Genomic DNA, 13,750 nt, shown 5'->3' with positions numbered 1-13,750 from the left:
CGCTATTCCAGACACACAGGGGCGATGATGAAGAAGCTGATTATGCTGCTATGCGTACTGGCGGGCGGCGCACACGCGGCCGACAACACCGGCCTCACCGCCACCGTGGCCAAGCTGGACGCGGAGATGTTCGACGCGTTCAATCACTGCGACAAGCCGGGGCAGTTGGACAAATACGCAAGCTACTTCGATTCCCACATCGAGTTCTATCACGACAACGGCGGCGTCACCTGGACGCGTGATGTGATGATCGCGCAGACGAAGGCCCACGTCTGCGGCAAATATCGGCGAGAACTGGTTGCGGGGAGCTTGAAGGTGTCGCCGGTGAAGGACTTCGGCGCCATCGCCACAGGCTCGCACATCTTTTGCCAGGTCGGCGGCAACACATGCGAAGGCATCGCCGAGTTCACCCTCATCTGGCGCTTGCGCGACGGCGTGTGGCAAGTCACACGCGCCCTGAGCTACGGACACCGGGCCAACAATTAGTCCTCACAGATCTTTCGTTAGCGCGTAGCGCGCGCCGCCGGGTGGGAAATCGGCAAGCTTGCTGTGTATCGTGTAGCCGAGTTTTTCATAGAACGGCAAGGCCTGAAAGCTCAGGGTTTCGAGGAACACGCGCGGGCAGCCGCGCCGCACCGCTTCTTCTTCGGCGGCTTGCAGGATCGCCTTGCCATGGCCAGTGCCGCGCAGCGCATCGGCCACCCACAAGGCCTGCACCGTCAGCCAGCCGAGATACGTCGCGCCAACCAGTCCTCCCTGCACCGTGCCGGCGTCGTCGCGCACCGAGATCACCAGGTAGTCCGGCGTTTCGCCGTTCGCATGGGAGGCGTTATACATCGTCAGCCCGGTGATGACATCACCCATAACTGCCTGGTCCGGACCATCTTCGATGACTATCTTGGGCATACGGCTCCTTATTGAATGACCGCGCGGATCTTCTGATAGCCGCTGCGGCTGATGGGAATGCGGCTGCCGTCCTTCAGCACAGCCACATGGCTATCCTTGGTGGCCTGCTCGATCCGGTCCACGAAGGCGATATTCACAATGTACGAGCGATGGATGCGCAGGAACTGCTCGCCGTCCAGTTGCTCTTCCAGCTCCGACATGCGCTGGTTCTTCAGGTAGGACTTGCCCTCCGAGCGGATCTGCACATAATCGTCCTGCGCTTCGATATGCTCGATCTTCTCGGCGTTGATGACGTGAACCCTGGCGCCGTCGCGTATCAGCACGCGGCCGACCGGCTTGTTGCGGCTGGCCGCCTCGCGCACCAGCTGCTCGACCGCATCGCCGCCGGCGCCCAGGTTGGCGCGCGCGTGCGCCAGCGCCTGATCGAAGCGTTGCTGGCTGAAGGGCTTGAGCAGGTAATCCAGCGCGTGGAAGTCAAACGCCTTGATTGCGTACTGGTCGAACGCGGTGGCAAAGATGTAACGCGTTTTGCTGCCCGCAAGCTCCGCCACCTCAAAGCCGTCGAGCTTGGGCATCTGGATATCGAGGAACACCAGATCGGGCGACAGCTCGGTAATCGCCTTCACCGCCTCGAAGCCGTTGGCGCATTCGGCCACGATCTCCACGTCCGCATGCTCGGACAGGTACTCGCGCACCACGCCGCGCGCCAGCATTTCATCGTCCACGATGATGATACGCATTGCTCTACTCCCCTTGTTCGCTCGTTTGCGCGGGCATTGTGATGTCCACGCCAAAGCTGTTTTCCTTCCGGCCCCAATGGATGCCGGCTTCGTGTTTGTAGGCGCCCGATAGGCGCTGGCGCACATTGGTCAAGCCGATGCCGTGACCATCGCTGCGCAGCGAGGAAAGGTCCTCATCCACCGGATTGCTCACGCCGATGTGCAGTATCGAGCCGGCGCGCCGCGCATGGATGCGCACCGTGCCGCCCTCCGGCATATTGCAGATGCCGTGCTTGACGGCGTTTTCCACCAGTGGCTGAATGATCATCGGCGGCACCAGGCATTCGGCCGCGCCCTCGCCGATGTCTTCTTCCACGTTCAGGCGCTCGCCAAAGCGCACCCGCTCGATCGCCAGGAAGTGCCGGATCAGCACCATCTCCTCGCCCAGCGTGACTTTCTTGTGCGCCTCCATGCCAAGGCTCTGGCGAAAGAAGCTCGCCAGCTCCAGCGTCATGCGCCGCGCCGCCTTCGGGTCCTGCGACGTCAGCGCGCTGATGGAATTCAGGCTGTTGAACAAAAAATGTGGATCGATCTGCGTGCGCAGCATGCGCAGCTCGGCCTCCTGCGCCATCAGCAGCGATTGCAGCTCGCGCTGCTCGGCATTCTTGGCGCGCACGAACTCGATCACCAGGTAATGCAGCGCGGCCGCAAAGCCGTACAGCAGCACGCCCAGCACCACGATCAGCACCGACAGCTGCGGCGTGATCTGGATGCCGGCCCACCCGGTGCCGATCAGCAGGCATAGCGCGTTCCACAGGTTGCCGACGATGAGCCACAAAAAGCCCGACGCCAGCGCCGCCACCGTCAACACCAGGGCGATCTGCCCCGGCCTGCGGCTGCCCAGCGGATAGGCGCGGCACAGGTAGAAGGCCGAATAGCCGGTGGCGAACGCATATTCCAGATTCACCGGAATCGAGAACAGCATGGCGTTGGCCAGCGGCGTCTCGCTGGCCAGCCAGATCACGCCCCCCAGTGCGGCGCCGAGGAACAGCCATACCAGCAGGTAGATGACCAAACCGCGCCGGGTGGACGACAGCTCGAACATCAGTTGCGCACTTCCACGCCGCCCATGATGACGTAGCCGCGCAGGATCAGGCGTTTGTGCACGCCGCCGGCGGCAGGCGGCACCGTCTTCTCTTCAAAGCCGCCCATGATCGGCGTGCCTTCCATGACCACGGTCCAGTCGATCGGCACCTTGACGGTGATGCCGCCACAGAAGGCAAACAGGTTGAGCACCGCCTCGCCGTTGATTGACGCCTGGCGCAGATCGAGGTCGCTGCCGCCCATGATGGCGGTGATCTCGCCGCCCCGGAAGTCCTGCGACAGGATGCGGTTCTTGTAGCCGCCCATGATGGCGGTGATGTTGACGGTGCTGTCGCTGACATCCTTGTCCAGCGACGCGCTGCCCTGCTCCAGCGTCTTGCGGTTGATGGTGGACTTGACCACCACCGCTACCCCGGCCGCAATGATGAACAGCGGCCACAGCACGCGCCAGTCGATGTACAGGAAGCCCAGCGACTTCAGCATGATCACCGCGCCGGCCAGGATCAGCGCGCCGCCCACCACGGTGCCGGACTGGGTGCGCGTCTGCATCACCTTGAGGATGCCGACGGCGATCAGCACGGTCGGCACCACGTGGATGCGCAGGTCGAGGTCCAGCCAGCCCAGGTTATCCAGCAGGAACAGCATGCCGAGGCCGATGACAAACAGCCCGATGATCATTTGCGTAGCCGGGTTACGCTCGCGGCGGCGGGTTCTCATGCTTGCTCCTTGGCCGATGGCGGGAAGATGTTGTCCAGCAGGGGCCGCAGCATCATGCCCAGCCCCCAGGCGACCAGCAGCGCCGGCCAGGTTTCACCGAAGCCCAGGCCCCAGATGTGATTGAAGGAGACGTACCACCAGCCGGCGAAGAAAATCTCCCACCAGCCATCGACGAAGTGGCGCGAGGTAGTCGGTGGAATGATTTTGGTGACGCCGCTGATGACCACCAGCCACGGCCAGTAGCGCCAGAAATGCGCCGGGTTCAGGTCGATGTCCAGCAGGTCGAGCTGCGCCAGCAGGATGATGGTGCCGGCGACGATCAGCGCCAGTCCCCAGACTAGCTGCTTGCGCCAGCGATAAGCGGTTTCTACGTTCATGTTGGTCCCCCAGGTCGGTATGGATATAACAATACCGGGGAACCGATGGCGGGGAAACCGCTATTCGGCGAATGGCAGAAAAGCGCCGGTGAACGGCGAAAGCATCGGCCAGCTGCGTTTTGTGCGGTCGCTGCGCTTAATTGCGGCCGTTGCCGACTTTTTGCTCGAAAGCCATCAGGCCCCAGCCGAGCTGGCGACGGATTTCGTCGGGCGTTGGCGGCGGTTTCACTTCGTGCGAACGGCGCTCCAGATAGGCACGTACCAGATACTTCGAAGGGTGAGTAATCTGCTTCACGATGATCTCCATGCGGTGGCAAGCATACGAGGCCAGTGTATGACCGGCGCGCGCGGACCTCTGTACGGGTCCGCACACTGGGCAGATCAGAGTTTTTGCTGCAGGAACTCAAGGAAACAGCTGATCCGCTGCGCCAGCTGGGTGTTGCGGTAGTAGACCGCGTGGATCTGCTGGCGATAGCCGGTGTAGTCGTCTTCCAGCACCTTGACCAGACGGCCGGCTTCCACATCAGCGCGCGTCATGAAATCCGCCAGGCAGACGATGCCCTGGCCGGCCAGCGCCAGCTGGCGCAGCGTCTCGCCGCTGGAGGCCGAGATGGCCGGCGTCACCGGCAGGCTATTGCCGGCGGCGTGGCGCAGCGGCCACTGGTTGCCCAGCTCATATTGCGCAAAGCCCAGCAGCGAGTGCCGCGCCAGGTCTTCCGGCGTTTGCGGCGTGCCGTGGGCGGCCAGATACGCCGGGCTGGCCAGCACGTGCAGCGGGCTGGAAGTGAGCGCGCGCGCGTGCAGCGTCGAGTCGTTCAGCGCGCCGATGCGGATGGCGATGTCGGTGCGGTGTTCGATCAGGTCGGCGATCTGGTCGTTGCTGCTCAGTTCCAGGCGGATTTCCGGATACATGGCGCGGAACTCGGCCACGTGCGGCACCACGCAGTGCAGCATGAACGGCGAGGCGGCGTCCACGCACAGGCGGCCGGCCGGCTTCTGGCGGCGGATGCGGATGGTTTCTTCCGCCTCCTCCATCGCGCCGAGAATGGCGCGGGCCTTTTCGAGGAACACCGTGCCCTCCTCGGTCAGCTCCATGCGGCGCGTGGTGCGCGTCAGCAGCGAAGTGGCCAGCTTGTCCTCCAGCCGCGACAGCGCGCGGCTGACGCCGGAGGTGGTTTGTCCGAGGTGGACCGAGGCGGCGCTCAGGGTGCCGCTGTCGATCACGGTGATGAAGGTTTTTAAATCGTCCGAGTTGATTTCCACGGGTGTTCCATCCTTACGCCACGTACAGCAGCACCGCGCCGAAATGACATGCGCTGCCGCCCAATACAAATAAGTGCCAGACGCCATGTCCATAGCGCCATTTGTGATCGGTGACAAAGAAGGCAATACCCACGGTATATACCAGGCCACCAATCGCCAGCCACATAAACCCATCCCAGCCCAGTGCGTCGATCAGCGGGCTGGCGCCAATCACGCCAACCCATCCCATCGCCACGTAGATCAGCAGCGACAGCACGCGCGCGCCCTTGGCGAACAGCAGTTCCTGCACGATGCCAATGACGGCCAGTCCCCACACCACGCCGAACAAGGTCCAACCCCACGCGCCGCGCAGGCTGACCAGCGTGAACGGCGTGTAGCTGCCGGCGATCAGCAGGTAGATCGCGCAGTAGTCCATCTGCCGCAGCACGTCCTTGGCGCGGCCGCGCAGGCTGTGGTACAGCGTGGACGTCAGGTACAGCGCCAGCAGGGTGGCGGCGTAGATGCTGCAACTGACCACCTTCCAGGCGTCGCCACTACGGCTGGCCTGGATGATCAGCAGCGTGCCGCCGATGGCGGCCAGCGCGGCGCCCACGGTGTGGGTGATGCTGTTGAAGCGCTCTCCGTAGTACATAGTCGATTCCAATGCAGTGGCGGCTGCGGCTGGGATAGCTGCGGCCACCGGCATTGTATAGCGCCGCTCATGTTCCCGCCGCCGATTACATTGCCGTACCTGTGCTGCGATACCTTCGGTCTTGATACGTACGACCGTTCATTCTTGCTAATTAGCAAAAAAGCCATCGTAACATATTCGGAATTTATTTAAAGCAATGTTACAAAATGATATATCTTTATTTGATATTTGTCGGCTGACCCGGGATTGACGGATTGCGACACGTGTCGCATAATCATCCCATTAGTCGCACAGGAGTATTTCATGTCGGGTTTGATACCTTCGGTCAGTGAGCTGACTTTGCTGAAAGTATTGTGGAAGCAACAGCCGCTCAGTGCGCGCGAGATTCATGATGCCGCCGCCGATGAACTGGGCTGGTCTTTTTCGTCGACCCGCAAGACGCTGGATCGCATGCTGGAGAAGCAGATGATCGGCTTACAGGCGGTGCATGGCATCAATGTCTACAGCGCACGCCTGGAGAAAGTCAGCACGCTGGCCGCCTTCGCGCACGATTTCGGCCGCCGCGTGATGGAGATCGATGCGCCGCTGCCGGTGGCGATGTTCACCGGAAGCAAGCTGGTCGACCAGCAGGAGTTGACGCAGCTGGAACAGATGCTGAACGACTGGCCGGCGGACGAAGAGTGATGTTGGGGGCGGCGATGATAGCGGCGGCCGGTGCGTGGGAGCGGTCCCTGGCCGATGTGATGGCGGCGTTGTATCTGCTTCCGGTCAAATGGCTGTTGGCCAGCGCTGGCTGCGCCACGGCCGGCCTCCTGGCGTGGCTGCTGCTGAGCGGCATCGCGCAGATATGGCCGGCGCTACGGACGCGTCGCGCTGTATGGCTGGCGGCACAATGCGTGGTGGCCGCCGCCGCGCTGCTGCCCTTCCTGCCTCACAGCCTGCATCCGGCGCCGCCAATCACACTGCCTCCGTTGACCGTCGCGGTCCCAATTCAAGCAGCCACAGTTCCGGCCCCAGGCGACACCCACGCCCCAGCCGCCGCCGAAACCGTACTTGCCATCGCACCAGCGGCGGCGATGGACCCAGCGACGACAGCGACCGCAACGACGACGCCTGGCGCGAGAGCTTCAACGACGCCTGCCGCAATTGCTACGGCATGGCCTGCCACGACTGCTGCGCAGACGTCGCCGCCAACGCTAGTTGCCCGCGTTCTGCCGTGGATGGCTGCGGCTTGGCTGCTAGTCTACGCCGCCGGCCTGGCCCAGGCTGTCCGCAAACAGCTACTCGCAAAACGCATGTGGCGCACGTTGATGGCGACCGCGCATCGCCTGTCGCCTGCCGCGCTGCAAGTCAACGGCGCCTTCACGACCGATCAACGCCGACAGATCGCCGAGGGCGGCCTGACGGTGATGCGCACCGATGCCGCCATCTCCCCCATGCTGATCGGCGTCCTGCGCCCTACCCTGCTACTCCCCGCCAACCTGAACGCGCTGAGTACAGAACAACAGCACATGATCATCACCCACGAACTACACCACTGGCGCGTCCGCGATCCCCTATGCCTGGCCATCGCCGCCATGTTGCAGACGGTTTTCTGGTTCAATCCCGCCCTGCGCTGGATGGCGAAGCAGATGGAATGGGCGCTGGAACTGCAATGCGACCAGCACGTACTGGCCGGCCGCCCGCAACACCAGCGCAAGCAGTACGCCGCATCACTGTTGCAGCAGTGGGCAACGCCGATGGGCGGGGCTGCTTTCAACGGCGCCGCCATCGCTGCCCGCATACAGCAGATGCAGAAAGCCGGTCTGCCAGCCCTCAGCGCAGCCGCAGCCTGGACCAGCGGCGCAGCGCTGATCGCGGTCCTGGCCGCCGGCGCCATGCTACAGCCGGCACTGGCCTTCAGCGAGCCGGCCCGGTCTGACGCGGCTCCGGCAGCAGCAGACGCGGATGCAGGCGCAGTTACGGATGCAGGCCCGATTTCGGATGCAGGCGCGGTTGCGGAACCGGCTGCGGGTGCAGGCGCTGTTGCGGGTGCGGTTGCGGGTGCGGGGACGACGCCGGCGGCACCGGCCGAAGTATGGCGGGCGCCGCTTGAGAAAGTGCGCGTCACAAGCTTCTTTGGCATCCAGCGCAGCGTGCCTCATACGCCGCACAAGGGCATTGACTTCGGCGCGGCCAAAGGGACACCGGTCTTCGCTACCGCAGCCGGCACCATCATCGCCGCCGGCCCAATCGCCGAAAACAACGGCAAGTACGGCACTACCGTCATCATCGATCACGGCGCCCAACACTCGCTGTACGCACATTTAAACAGCGTCAACGTCCGGCCGGGCCAGCGTGTACAAGCCGGCCAGCGCATCGGCGCCGTCGGCGAAACCGGCCTCGCCACCGGCCCGCACCTGCATCTCGAAGTACGCCAGAACGGCAACAACATCGACCCCGCCACCATGTTCGCCAACCTGGACGCCCACGCCACACCGCGCGCCCTCAAGGTCCGCCGCCAGCAACTAACCCCAAAGGGATAACCATGCCACTACCACGCATCACCAGCAGCATGCTGCTGGCGGTGACCGCTTGCGCCTACGCATCGGAGACACCGGAACCGCAACAGGTCCAGATCAGCGCCAAACGCGACGACCTGCGCCAGCGCGAAACCACCACCGCCATCGTCATCAACCATGCCGACATCGTGCGGCAAGGCGACCAGGCGCTGGCCGATGTCCTCAAGCGCCTGCCCGGCGTCAGCATCAGCGGCACGCCCGGCCAGGGCGGCGGCATCCAGATGCGCGGCCTGGGCAACGGCTACACGCAAATCCTGCTCAACGGCGAGCCGGTGGCCGCCGGCTTCTCGCTGGACGCCATTGCGCCAGAAACCATCGAGCGCATCGAAATCCTGCGCAGCGCCACGGCGGAACTAAGCAATCAGGCGGTGGCCGGTGCCATCAACATCATCCTGAAGAAAGCCGTGACGCGCGGTCAGCGCTCCGTCAGCGCCAGTCTCGCGCGCCAGGGGGCGCCAGCACGCCTTCGCTCAGCGCGCAACTGTCGGACCAGGATGGCGCCTTTTCATATAGTCTGGCGGCGACGCTGACGCGCAAGCAAAGCCGCAAACCCTTCACCGACTGGCAGGAACAGCGCGCGCCCGACGGCAGCATGACGCTGCTGCGCCGCACGCCGCAAATCGAAGCCGGCCGCACCGATTCGCTGACGCTGACGCCGCGCCTGAACTGGAAGCTCGACGGCGGCGACACCCTGAGCTGGCAAGGCTTCGTCTACCTGCGCCGCATGGACAACCTGAACGTGGCCGATGAAACGGCGCTCATCGGCGAACACAGTGACTACCCACGCAATTCGGCCAACTTCGTCGCCAACTTCGTCATGCTGCGCAGCGATGTCAATTGGATGCACCGTCTGGATAACGGCGCCAGGCTGGAAATGAAACTCGGCGCCAGCACCAACCGCCGCAGCGGCACCTTCGACTTTCACGGCATGGATGCGGAGGGCGCACCGCTCGGCCGCCACCACGTCGACTCCGGCCCGGTGGAGAATACCTACACCAGCACCGGCACCTACCGCCATCCGATCGGCGAAAAGCACGCGATCGCGCTGGGCTGGGATGCCAGTCACGGCGTGCGGCGCGAGGACCGCAACGAGACACTGTTCGACGCGACAGGCGCGCAGACCAGCGCCAACAACGCCGACTACTCGGCGACGGTGAATCGCGTGGCGCTGTTCGCGCAGGACGAATGGCAGGTCACCAAGCGTTATTCGCTGTACCTCGGCCTGCGGCACGAGCGGCTTGATACCGTCAGCCGCGCGGTCGCCGCCAACGCGCCGGACAAGCTGGACAGCAGCTCGGCGGTGTGGAGTCCTTCGCTGCAATCGCGCTATGAGCTGGCGAACAAGGACGTGGTGCGGGTGGCCGTGAGCCGCACTTATAAGGCGCCGCTGCTGGTGCGGCTGGTGCCGCGCCGCTATACCAAGGATAACAACAACAATCCGACCAATCCTGACGAGCAAGGCAATCCGGAGCTGCGCCCGGAGCTGGCGTGGGGGCTGGACGCGGCCTATGAGCATTATCTTGGCGACGGCGCGCTGCTCAGCGCCAGCGTCTACGCGCGCCGCATCCGCGATGTGACGCAATACCGCCTGTTTGAGGACGATGGCGTTTGGGTGACGGCGCCATTCAATGACGGCAAGGCCAGTTCGCATGGCGTGGAGCTGGAGGCCAGGCTGCCGCTGACCAAGGTGCTGGACCTGCGGGCCAATGTGGCGCGCAACTGGTCGAAGGTGAGCAATGTGCCGGGGCCGTACAACCGGCTGGAATCCCAGGTGCCGGCCACCGCCAACATCGGACTGGATTATCGCTGGTCGCAATTGACGCTGGGTGGCAATCTGAATTACCAGGCAAGCGAGCGCGCGCGGCAGTCGGTCACCACGTTCAGCAGCACCAGCCCGAAGCGGGAACTGGATCTGTACGCGGCGTGGAAATGGAACGCCAGAACGCAGCTGCGGCTGTCGGCCAGCAACCTGCTGCGTCAGCAGGCCACGGAAGATTACAGCTACGCTGAAGCCAGCGGCTCTGTGCGCACCGTGCGCCTGACGCCGACGCAAGCGACGCTGCGCTTCATGCTGGACCACCAGCTGTAATTAGTAGACGTTGCGAGCGATGTAATACGCGGCGGCAGTGGTTGCGGAGCTGACGCCGGTCATCCAGATAAGCATACGCCAGGTTTGGGTTTCGATTGCCTTGTAGATTTCCACGCGGATGGACTCGACCTTTCCTTCGGAGGGGTAATACGTCATCTTCTCGTTGAGGGCTTTGATCTCCGCCTCCACCACGCGTACGGAACCACGCAGCTCAGCCTGTCCTTCGCGCAGAGTCTCCACCTGCTTTGCCAACGCCTTATGCGCCTCCCATAGCTCTTTCTGTCCTTCCTGCAGCAACTTCAGGGCAGTCAGCGTGGCCTCATGCTGTGCCTGCATTTGTGCTTGCATAACAGCCATCTGCGTCTGCATAACAGCCGTGCGTTCAAGCAAGACTTGCAGCATCTCGTCCGTCGATGTGGTGTGTCCGTCCATGTCTTGCATGGTTCTCCTTCATTCGCACCAGGTCAAGCGAAACGACGATCAAATGTCGAATAGATCAAAGCTTCGTGATATGGTTGCGTTCTATGACGCAAGATTCGTATAAACCATATAAACGTTGCATGGTGCTGGGCGGTGGCGGTTTTCGCTTCGGCATCTATATCGGCATGTACGCCGCGCTGCGGCAAGCCGGCAAAGCGCCAGATGTGTTGCTGGCCAGCTGCGGCGGGGCCATCGCCGCGGCCATCATCCATAACCTGCCTGATCCGGAAGCACAGCGCAAATGGCTGTCGTCCGAAGAGATGTACGCTTTCTGGTGCAGCCTGCGCGCCACCAGACACGCGGCGCTGATCGGCACACTGCTGCGCGCCGCCCGGCGCAAGCTGTCCAGTGCGCCCGCCCCGGTGATACCGGACCTGTTCAACGACTACCTGTTCGAAATTCCGCCGCAACTGCCCTTCCCTGCCGCGAACGGCAAGCCGGGAGTGGATGTCGCCATCATCGGCGGCAAGCTGCTGTTTGGCCCTGAAGACGTGGGCCGGCGGCGCGGCCAGCGCAAGCTGTATGCGGAAACCATTTTCTGCAACGAGCGCGCCGCCGCCGCGTTGCGCGGCATGACGTCGCCGTTGGCCGATGCGCGGTGGGGCGACCACGCCATCGCCGGCGAGCTGCTGACCGACAGCTCGGCTAGCGTCACCGAAGCCGCGCGCATTTCCATCTCCGACATGATCTACTTTCGCAGCGCGCCGTATCGCGGCGAGGAATACATAGGCGGGGTGCTCGACCTGTTCCCGGTCGAAATCGCGCGCAAGCTCGGCGCGGAAGTCGTCATGGAATTCAAGGAAGCGTTCGACCAGGTGTTCTCGATACCGGCCTGGCGCTCGGTGCTGGGCGTGGATGGCAACGCGCGCCTGCGCTACGCCAATTCGCACCTGGCCGACATGCGCATCGATTCGTCGGACGTCTCGGTGGTGCTGGAAAAGCAGCAGCTACAGCAAAAGCTGGACTGGCTGCGCAACCGCATCGAACTGCAAATGCCGCCGAGTTATGACATCTTCGCCCAGCACATGCGCGACCAATGGCAGTACGGCTGCGAGCGCGCGCAGGAGGCGCTGGCAAGGCCGCCGCGCCAGCAGCCGCTGGTACGCCGCGCCAACAAGTACAGCAAGCCGCTGAGCAGCATCGAGCCTTAAAGCAAGTCCGACGCCAGCGCCTGGTGCAGCGACGCCACCGCCGCCGAGCCTTCGCCCACCGCCGCAGCGACACGCTTGACCGAGCCGCTGCGCACGTCGCCGACGGCAAAGATGCGCGGCCGGCTGGTTTCGAGGAAGTGGCGCGGACGCTCCAGCGGCCAGCGCCCGGCCGGCACATCGGGCCCCGTCAGCACGAACTGCTTGTCGTCCAGCGCCACGCAGCCGCCCAGCCACGCGGTGCTCGGTTCCGCGCCGAGGAACAGGAACAGATGGCGCGCGGGCGCCTCGCGCGGTTCGCCGCCCTGGCTCTGCCAGCAGATGCTTTCCAGCCGCTCGCCGCCGCGCAGCTCGACGATCTGCTTATGCGTGTGCAGCGTGATTTTCGGCGAAGCCTCGATGCGCTGGATCAGGTAGCGCGACATGCTGGCCGCCAGCCCGCCCGAGCGCACGACAATGTGCACATGTTGGGCGTGCTGCGACAGGAATACCGCCGCCTGCCCCGCCGAATTGCCGCCGCCGACGACCACCACTTCCTCGTTGGCGCAGAAGTTCGCCTCCATGAACGAGGCGCTGTAGTAGACGCCCTTGCCTTCAAAGCGCTCCAGTCCCGGCAAGGCCGGCTTGCGATAACGCGCGCCGCTGGCGATGACGATGGCACGCGCGCGCAGCTTTTCGCCGCTGTCGATATCGATGCCGTATTCCGGCTCGCTGCAATTGACGGCGCTGACCTTGACCGGCACCGCCACCTCGGCGCCGAACTTGCGCGCCTGCGACAGGCCGCGTCCCGCCAGCGCCTGGCCCGACACGCCGGTCGGGAAGCCGAAGTAGTTTTCGATCTTGGAGCTGGCGCCGGCCTGGCCGCCGGGGGCTTTCGCGTCCAGCACCGCCACCGTCAGGCCCTCCGACGCCGCGTACACGGCAGCGGCCAGTCCGGCCGGGCCGGCGCCGACCACCACCACGTCGAACAAGCGGCCGTCGATGCCATCGGGGCTGATGCCGATGCCGTCGGCCAGCTGGCGCAGCGTCGGCTGGCGCAGCACCTCGCCGGACAGCGTGACCACCGCCGGAATATCGGCCGGCGCGATGCCGAAGCGCGCCATCAGCTGGCGCGCCTCTGCATCGTCGCCGTTCTCGGTATCGAAGTAAGCGGCCGGCTGGCCGTTGCGGTTGAGGAAGTGGCGCAGCACCAGCGTGGCCTGCGAATCGCGCGCGCCGAATACCACCACGCCGCCGCCGGTCTGGTCCTGCATGTAGGCCACGCGCCGCAGGATGTAGGCGCGCATGATGGTTTCGCTCAGCTCCGCCTCCGAAATCACCAGCGTGCGCAGCGACTCTTCGCTGATGACGATCAGCTCACTGTCGGCCACCACGCGCGCGCTGGCGACAGCCGCGCGCCCGGCCAGCGCGCCCATCTCGCCGGTGAACATGCCGGGACCGTGCGTGCCCAGCAGACTGGCGCCCAGCACCGAGCCGCGCTCGATCTCGATCGCGCCGGAGATGATCACATACATCGGGATATGGCGGTCGCCCTGGCGGAACAGCAGCGTGCCGGCGCCGAAATGGCGGCGCTCGCCGTAGCGCAGCAGCACGTCGAACTGCTGCTCGCTCAGCGTCGGGAAAATCTGATGGCGGCGGTTGCCCACGTCGGACGATGCCAGGTGAGGCGCGGCGCCTCCGTTTTTCAGTTCCATGCGGTATCCTCGCAGAGTGATACGGCATCATAGCGCTATTCAGGCGGCCTGGTCGCCTCTC

General features: G+C 64.3%; 16 protein-coding genes. 6 read left to right on the top strand and 10 right to left on the bottom strand.

Annotation, left to right across the window (positions count from 1 at the left end):
• The first annotated feature begins 27 nt into the window (after positions 1 to 27).
• On the top strand, positions 28 to 486 hold the full coding sequence (locus ACRQ5J_RS11665) for a nuclear transport factor 2 family protein (RefSeq protein ID WP_432383427.1): 459 nt from the start codon (positions 28 to 30) through the stop codon (positions 484 to 486).
• 3 nt (positions 487 to 489) lie between these two features.
• Here ACRQ5J_RS11665 and ACRQ5J_RS11660 read toward each other — a convergent pair whose 3' ends face one another.
• The 8 genes from ACRQ5J_RS11660 to trhA all read right to left on the bottom strand — a co-directional run bounded on the left by ACRQ5J_RS11660 (position 490) and on the right by trhA (position 5,717).
• A complete protein-coding gene (locus ACRQ5J_RS11660) occupies positions 490 to 906 on the bottom strand; it encodes a GNAT family N-acetyltransferase (protein ID WP_432383426.1) in 417 nt (138 codons plus the stop codon).
• Between the two features lie 8 nt (positions 907 to 914).
• Positions 915 to 1,646 (bottom strand): LytR/AlgR family response regulator transcription factor, encoded by a 732-nt coding sequence (locus ACRQ5J_RS11655; RefSeq protein ID WP_432383425.1) that lies wholly within the window; start codon positions 1,644 to 1,646, stop codon positions 915 to 917.
• A 4-nt stretch (positions 1,647 to 1,650) separates the two neighbouring features.
• Positions 1,651 to 2,730, bottom strand: coding sequence for a sensor histidine kinase (locus tag ACRQ5J_RS11650; protein ID WP_432383424.1), 1,080 nt, complete (start codon positions 2,728 to 2,730; stop codon positions 1,651 to 1,653).
• Positions 2,730 to 3,446, bottom strand: coding sequence for a LiaI-LiaF-like domain-containing protein (locus tag ACRQ5J_RS11645; protein WP_432383423.1), 717 nt, complete (start codon positions 3,444 to 3,446; stop codon positions 2,730 to 2,732). The genes ACRQ5J_RS11650 and ACRQ5J_RS11645 overlap by 1 nt, the downstream gene beginning before the upstream one ends.
• On the bottom strand, positions 3,443 to 3,823 hold the full coding sequence (locus ACRQ5J_RS11640) for a LiaF transmembrane domain-containing protein (RefSeq protein WP_432383422.1): 381 nt from the start codon (positions 3,821 to 3,823) through the stop codon (positions 3,443 to 3,445). The genes ACRQ5J_RS11645 and ACRQ5J_RS11640 overlap by 4 nt, the downstream gene beginning before the upstream one ends.
• Before the next feature lie 136 nt (positions 3,824 to 3,959).
• Complete coding sequence (locus tag ACRQ5J_RS11635) at positions 3,960 to 4,118, bottom strand: hypothetical protein (RefSeq protein ID WP_432383421.1); 159 nt, start codon at positions 4,116 to 4,118, stop codon at positions 3,960 to 3,962.
• Between the two features lie 86 nt (positions 4,119 to 4,204).
• The gene (locus ACRQ5J_RS11630) at positions 4,205 to 5,086 is read right to left on the bottom strand and encodes a LysR substrate-binding domain-containing protein (protein WP_432383420.1); all 882 of its coding nucleotides are present in this window, start codon (positions 5,084 to 5,086) and stop codon (positions 4,205 to 4,207) included.
• Positions 5,087 to 5,099: 13 nt separating this feature from the next.
• On the bottom strand, positions 5,100 to 5,717 hold the full coding sequence (gene trhA / locus ACRQ5J_RS11625) for a PAQR family membrane homeostasis protein TrhA (protein ID WP_432383419.1): 618 nt from the start codon (positions 5,715 to 5,717) through the stop codon (positions 5,100 to 5,102).
• A gap of 303 nt (positions 5,718 to 6,020) precedes the next feature.
• Here trhA and ACRQ5J_RS11620 point away from each other — a divergent pair, with 303 nt between their 5' ends.
• From ACRQ5J_RS11620 to ACRQ5J_RS11605, 4 genes are all read left to right on the top strand, one after another.
• Positions 6,021 to 6,401, top strand: a complete 381-nt coding sequence (locus tag ACRQ5J_RS11620) for a BlaI/MecI/CopY family transcriptional regulator (RefSeq protein ID WP_432383418.1) — start codon at positions 6,021 to 6,023, stop codon at positions 6,399 to 6,401.
• 14 nt (positions 6,402 to 6,415) lie between these two features.
• Positions 6,416 to 8,242, top strand: a complete 1,827-nt coding sequence (locus ACRQ5J_RS11615) for a M23/M56 family metallopeptidase (protein WP_432383417.1) — start codon at positions 6,416 to 6,418, stop codon at positions 8,240 to 8,242.
• Between the two features lie 2 nt (positions 8,243 to 8,244).
• Positions 8,245 to 8,808 carry a TonB-dependent receptor plug domain-containing protein gene (locus tag ACRQ5J_RS11610; protein ID WP_432383416.1) on the top strand — a complete coding sequence of 188 codons (564 nt, stop codon included), beginning with the start codon at positions 8,245 to 8,247 and terminating at the stop codon, positions 8,806 to 8,808.
• 62 nt (positions 8,809 to 8,870) lie between these two features.
• The gene (locus ACRQ5J_RS11605) at positions 8,871 to 10,367 is read left to right on the top strand and encodes a TonB-dependent receptor plug domain-containing protein (RefSeq protein ID WP_432383415.1); all 1,497 of its coding nucleotides are present in this window, start codon (positions 8,871 to 8,873) and stop codon (positions 10,365 to 10,367) included.
• Here the strand turns inward: ACRQ5J_RS11605 and ACRQ5J_RS11600 are convergent, their stop codons facing one another.
• Complete coding sequence (locus ACRQ5J_RS11600) at positions 10,368 to 10,808, bottom strand: hypothetical protein (protein WP_432383413.1); 441 nt, start codon at positions 10,806 to 10,808, stop codon at positions 10,368 to 10,370.
• 119 nt (positions 10,809 to 10,927) lie between these two features.
• Here ACRQ5J_RS11600 and ACRQ5J_RS11595 point away from each other — a divergent pair, with 119 nt between their 5' ends.
• Positions 10,928 to 11,998 (top strand): patatin-like phospholipase family protein, encoded by a 1,071-nt coding sequence (locus tag ACRQ5J_RS11595; protein WP_432383412.1) that lies wholly within the window; start codon positions 10,928 to 10,930, stop codon positions 11,996 to 11,998.
• Here ACRQ5J_RS11595 and ACRQ5J_RS11590 read toward each other — a convergent pair.
• Entirely contained in the window at positions 11,995 to 13,689 is a 1,695-nt protein-coding gene (locus ACRQ5J_RS11590; protein WP_432383410.1) for an FAD-dependent oxidoreductase, read from the bottom strand. The genes ACRQ5J_RS11595 and ACRQ5J_RS11590 overlap by 4 nt on opposite strands.
• Positions 13,690 to 13,750 lie beyond the last annotated feature (61 nt).

Source organism: Duganella sp. P38, from assembly GCF_050859475.1.
In the GTDB taxonomy this organism is placed as follows: domain Bacteria; phylum Pseudomonadota; class Gammaproteobacteria; order Burkholderiales; family Burkholderiaceae_D; genus Rugamonas.
The sequence above is the reverse complement of the archived record's forward strand: the minus strand, read 5'-3'. Positions and strand labels throughout refer to the sequence as shown.

Excerpts from the sequence above, each read along its gene's own strand:
- ACRQ5J_RS11610 (WP_432383416.1), top strand. The coding sequence starts at position 8,245 with ATGCCACTACCACGCATCACCAGCAGCATGCTGCTGGCGGTGACCGCT.
- ACRQ5J_RS11620 (WP_432383418.1), top strand. The coding sequence starts at position 6,021 with ATGTCGGGTTTGATACCTTCGGTCAGTGAGCTGACTTTGCTGAAAGTA.
- ACRQ5J_RS11590 (WP_432383410.1), bottom strand. The coding sequence starts at position 13,689 with ATGGAACTGAAAAACGGAGGCGCCGCGCCTCACCTGGCATCGTCCGAC.
- trhA (WP_432383419.1), bottom strand. The coding sequence starts at position 5,717 with ATGTACTACGGAGAGCGCTTCAACAGCATCACCCACACCGTGGGCGCC.
- ACRQ5J_RS11655 (WP_432383425.1), bottom strand. The coding sequence starts at position 1,646 with ATGCGTATCATCATCGTGGACGATGAAATGCTGGCGCGCGGCGTGGTG.
- ACRQ5J_RS11615 (WP_432383417.1), top strand. The coding sequence starts at position 6,416 with ATGATAGCGGCGGCCGGTGCGTGGGAGCGGTCCCTGGCCGATGTGATG.
- ACRQ5J_RS11645 (WP_432383423.1), bottom strand. The coding sequence starts at position 3,446 with ATGAGAACCCGCCGCCGCGAGCGTAACCCGGCTACGCAAATGATCATC.
- ACRQ5J_RS11640 (WP_432383422.1), bottom strand. The coding sequence starts at position 3,823 with ATGAACGTAGAAACCGCTTATCGCTGGCGCAAGCAGCTAGTCTGGGGA.
- ACRQ5J_RS11660 (WP_432383426.1), bottom strand. The coding sequence starts at position 906 with ATGCCCAAGATAGTCATCGAAGATGGTCCGGACCAGGCAGTTATGGGT.
- ACRQ5J_RS11650 (WP_432383424.1), bottom strand. The coding sequence starts at position 2,730 with ATGTTCGAGCTGTCGTCCACCCGGCGCGGTTTGGTCATCTACCTGCTG.
- ACRQ5J_RS11595 (WP_432383412.1), top strand. The coding sequence starts at position 10,928 with ATGGTGCTGGGCGGTGGCGGTTTTCGCTTCGGCATCTATATCGGCATG.
- ACRQ5J_RS11665 (WP_432383427.1), top strand. The coding sequence starts at position 28 with ATGAAGAAGCTGATTATGCTGCTATGCGTACTGGCGGGCGGCGCACAC.
- ACRQ5J_RS11600 (WP_432383413.1), bottom strand. The coding sequence starts at position 10,808 with ATGCAAGACATGGACGGACACACCACATCGACGGACGAGATGCTGCAA.
- ACRQ5J_RS11605 (WP_432383415.1), top strand. The coding sequence starts at position 8,871 with ATGACGCTGCTGCGCCGCACGCCGCAAATCGAAGCCGGCCGCACCGAT.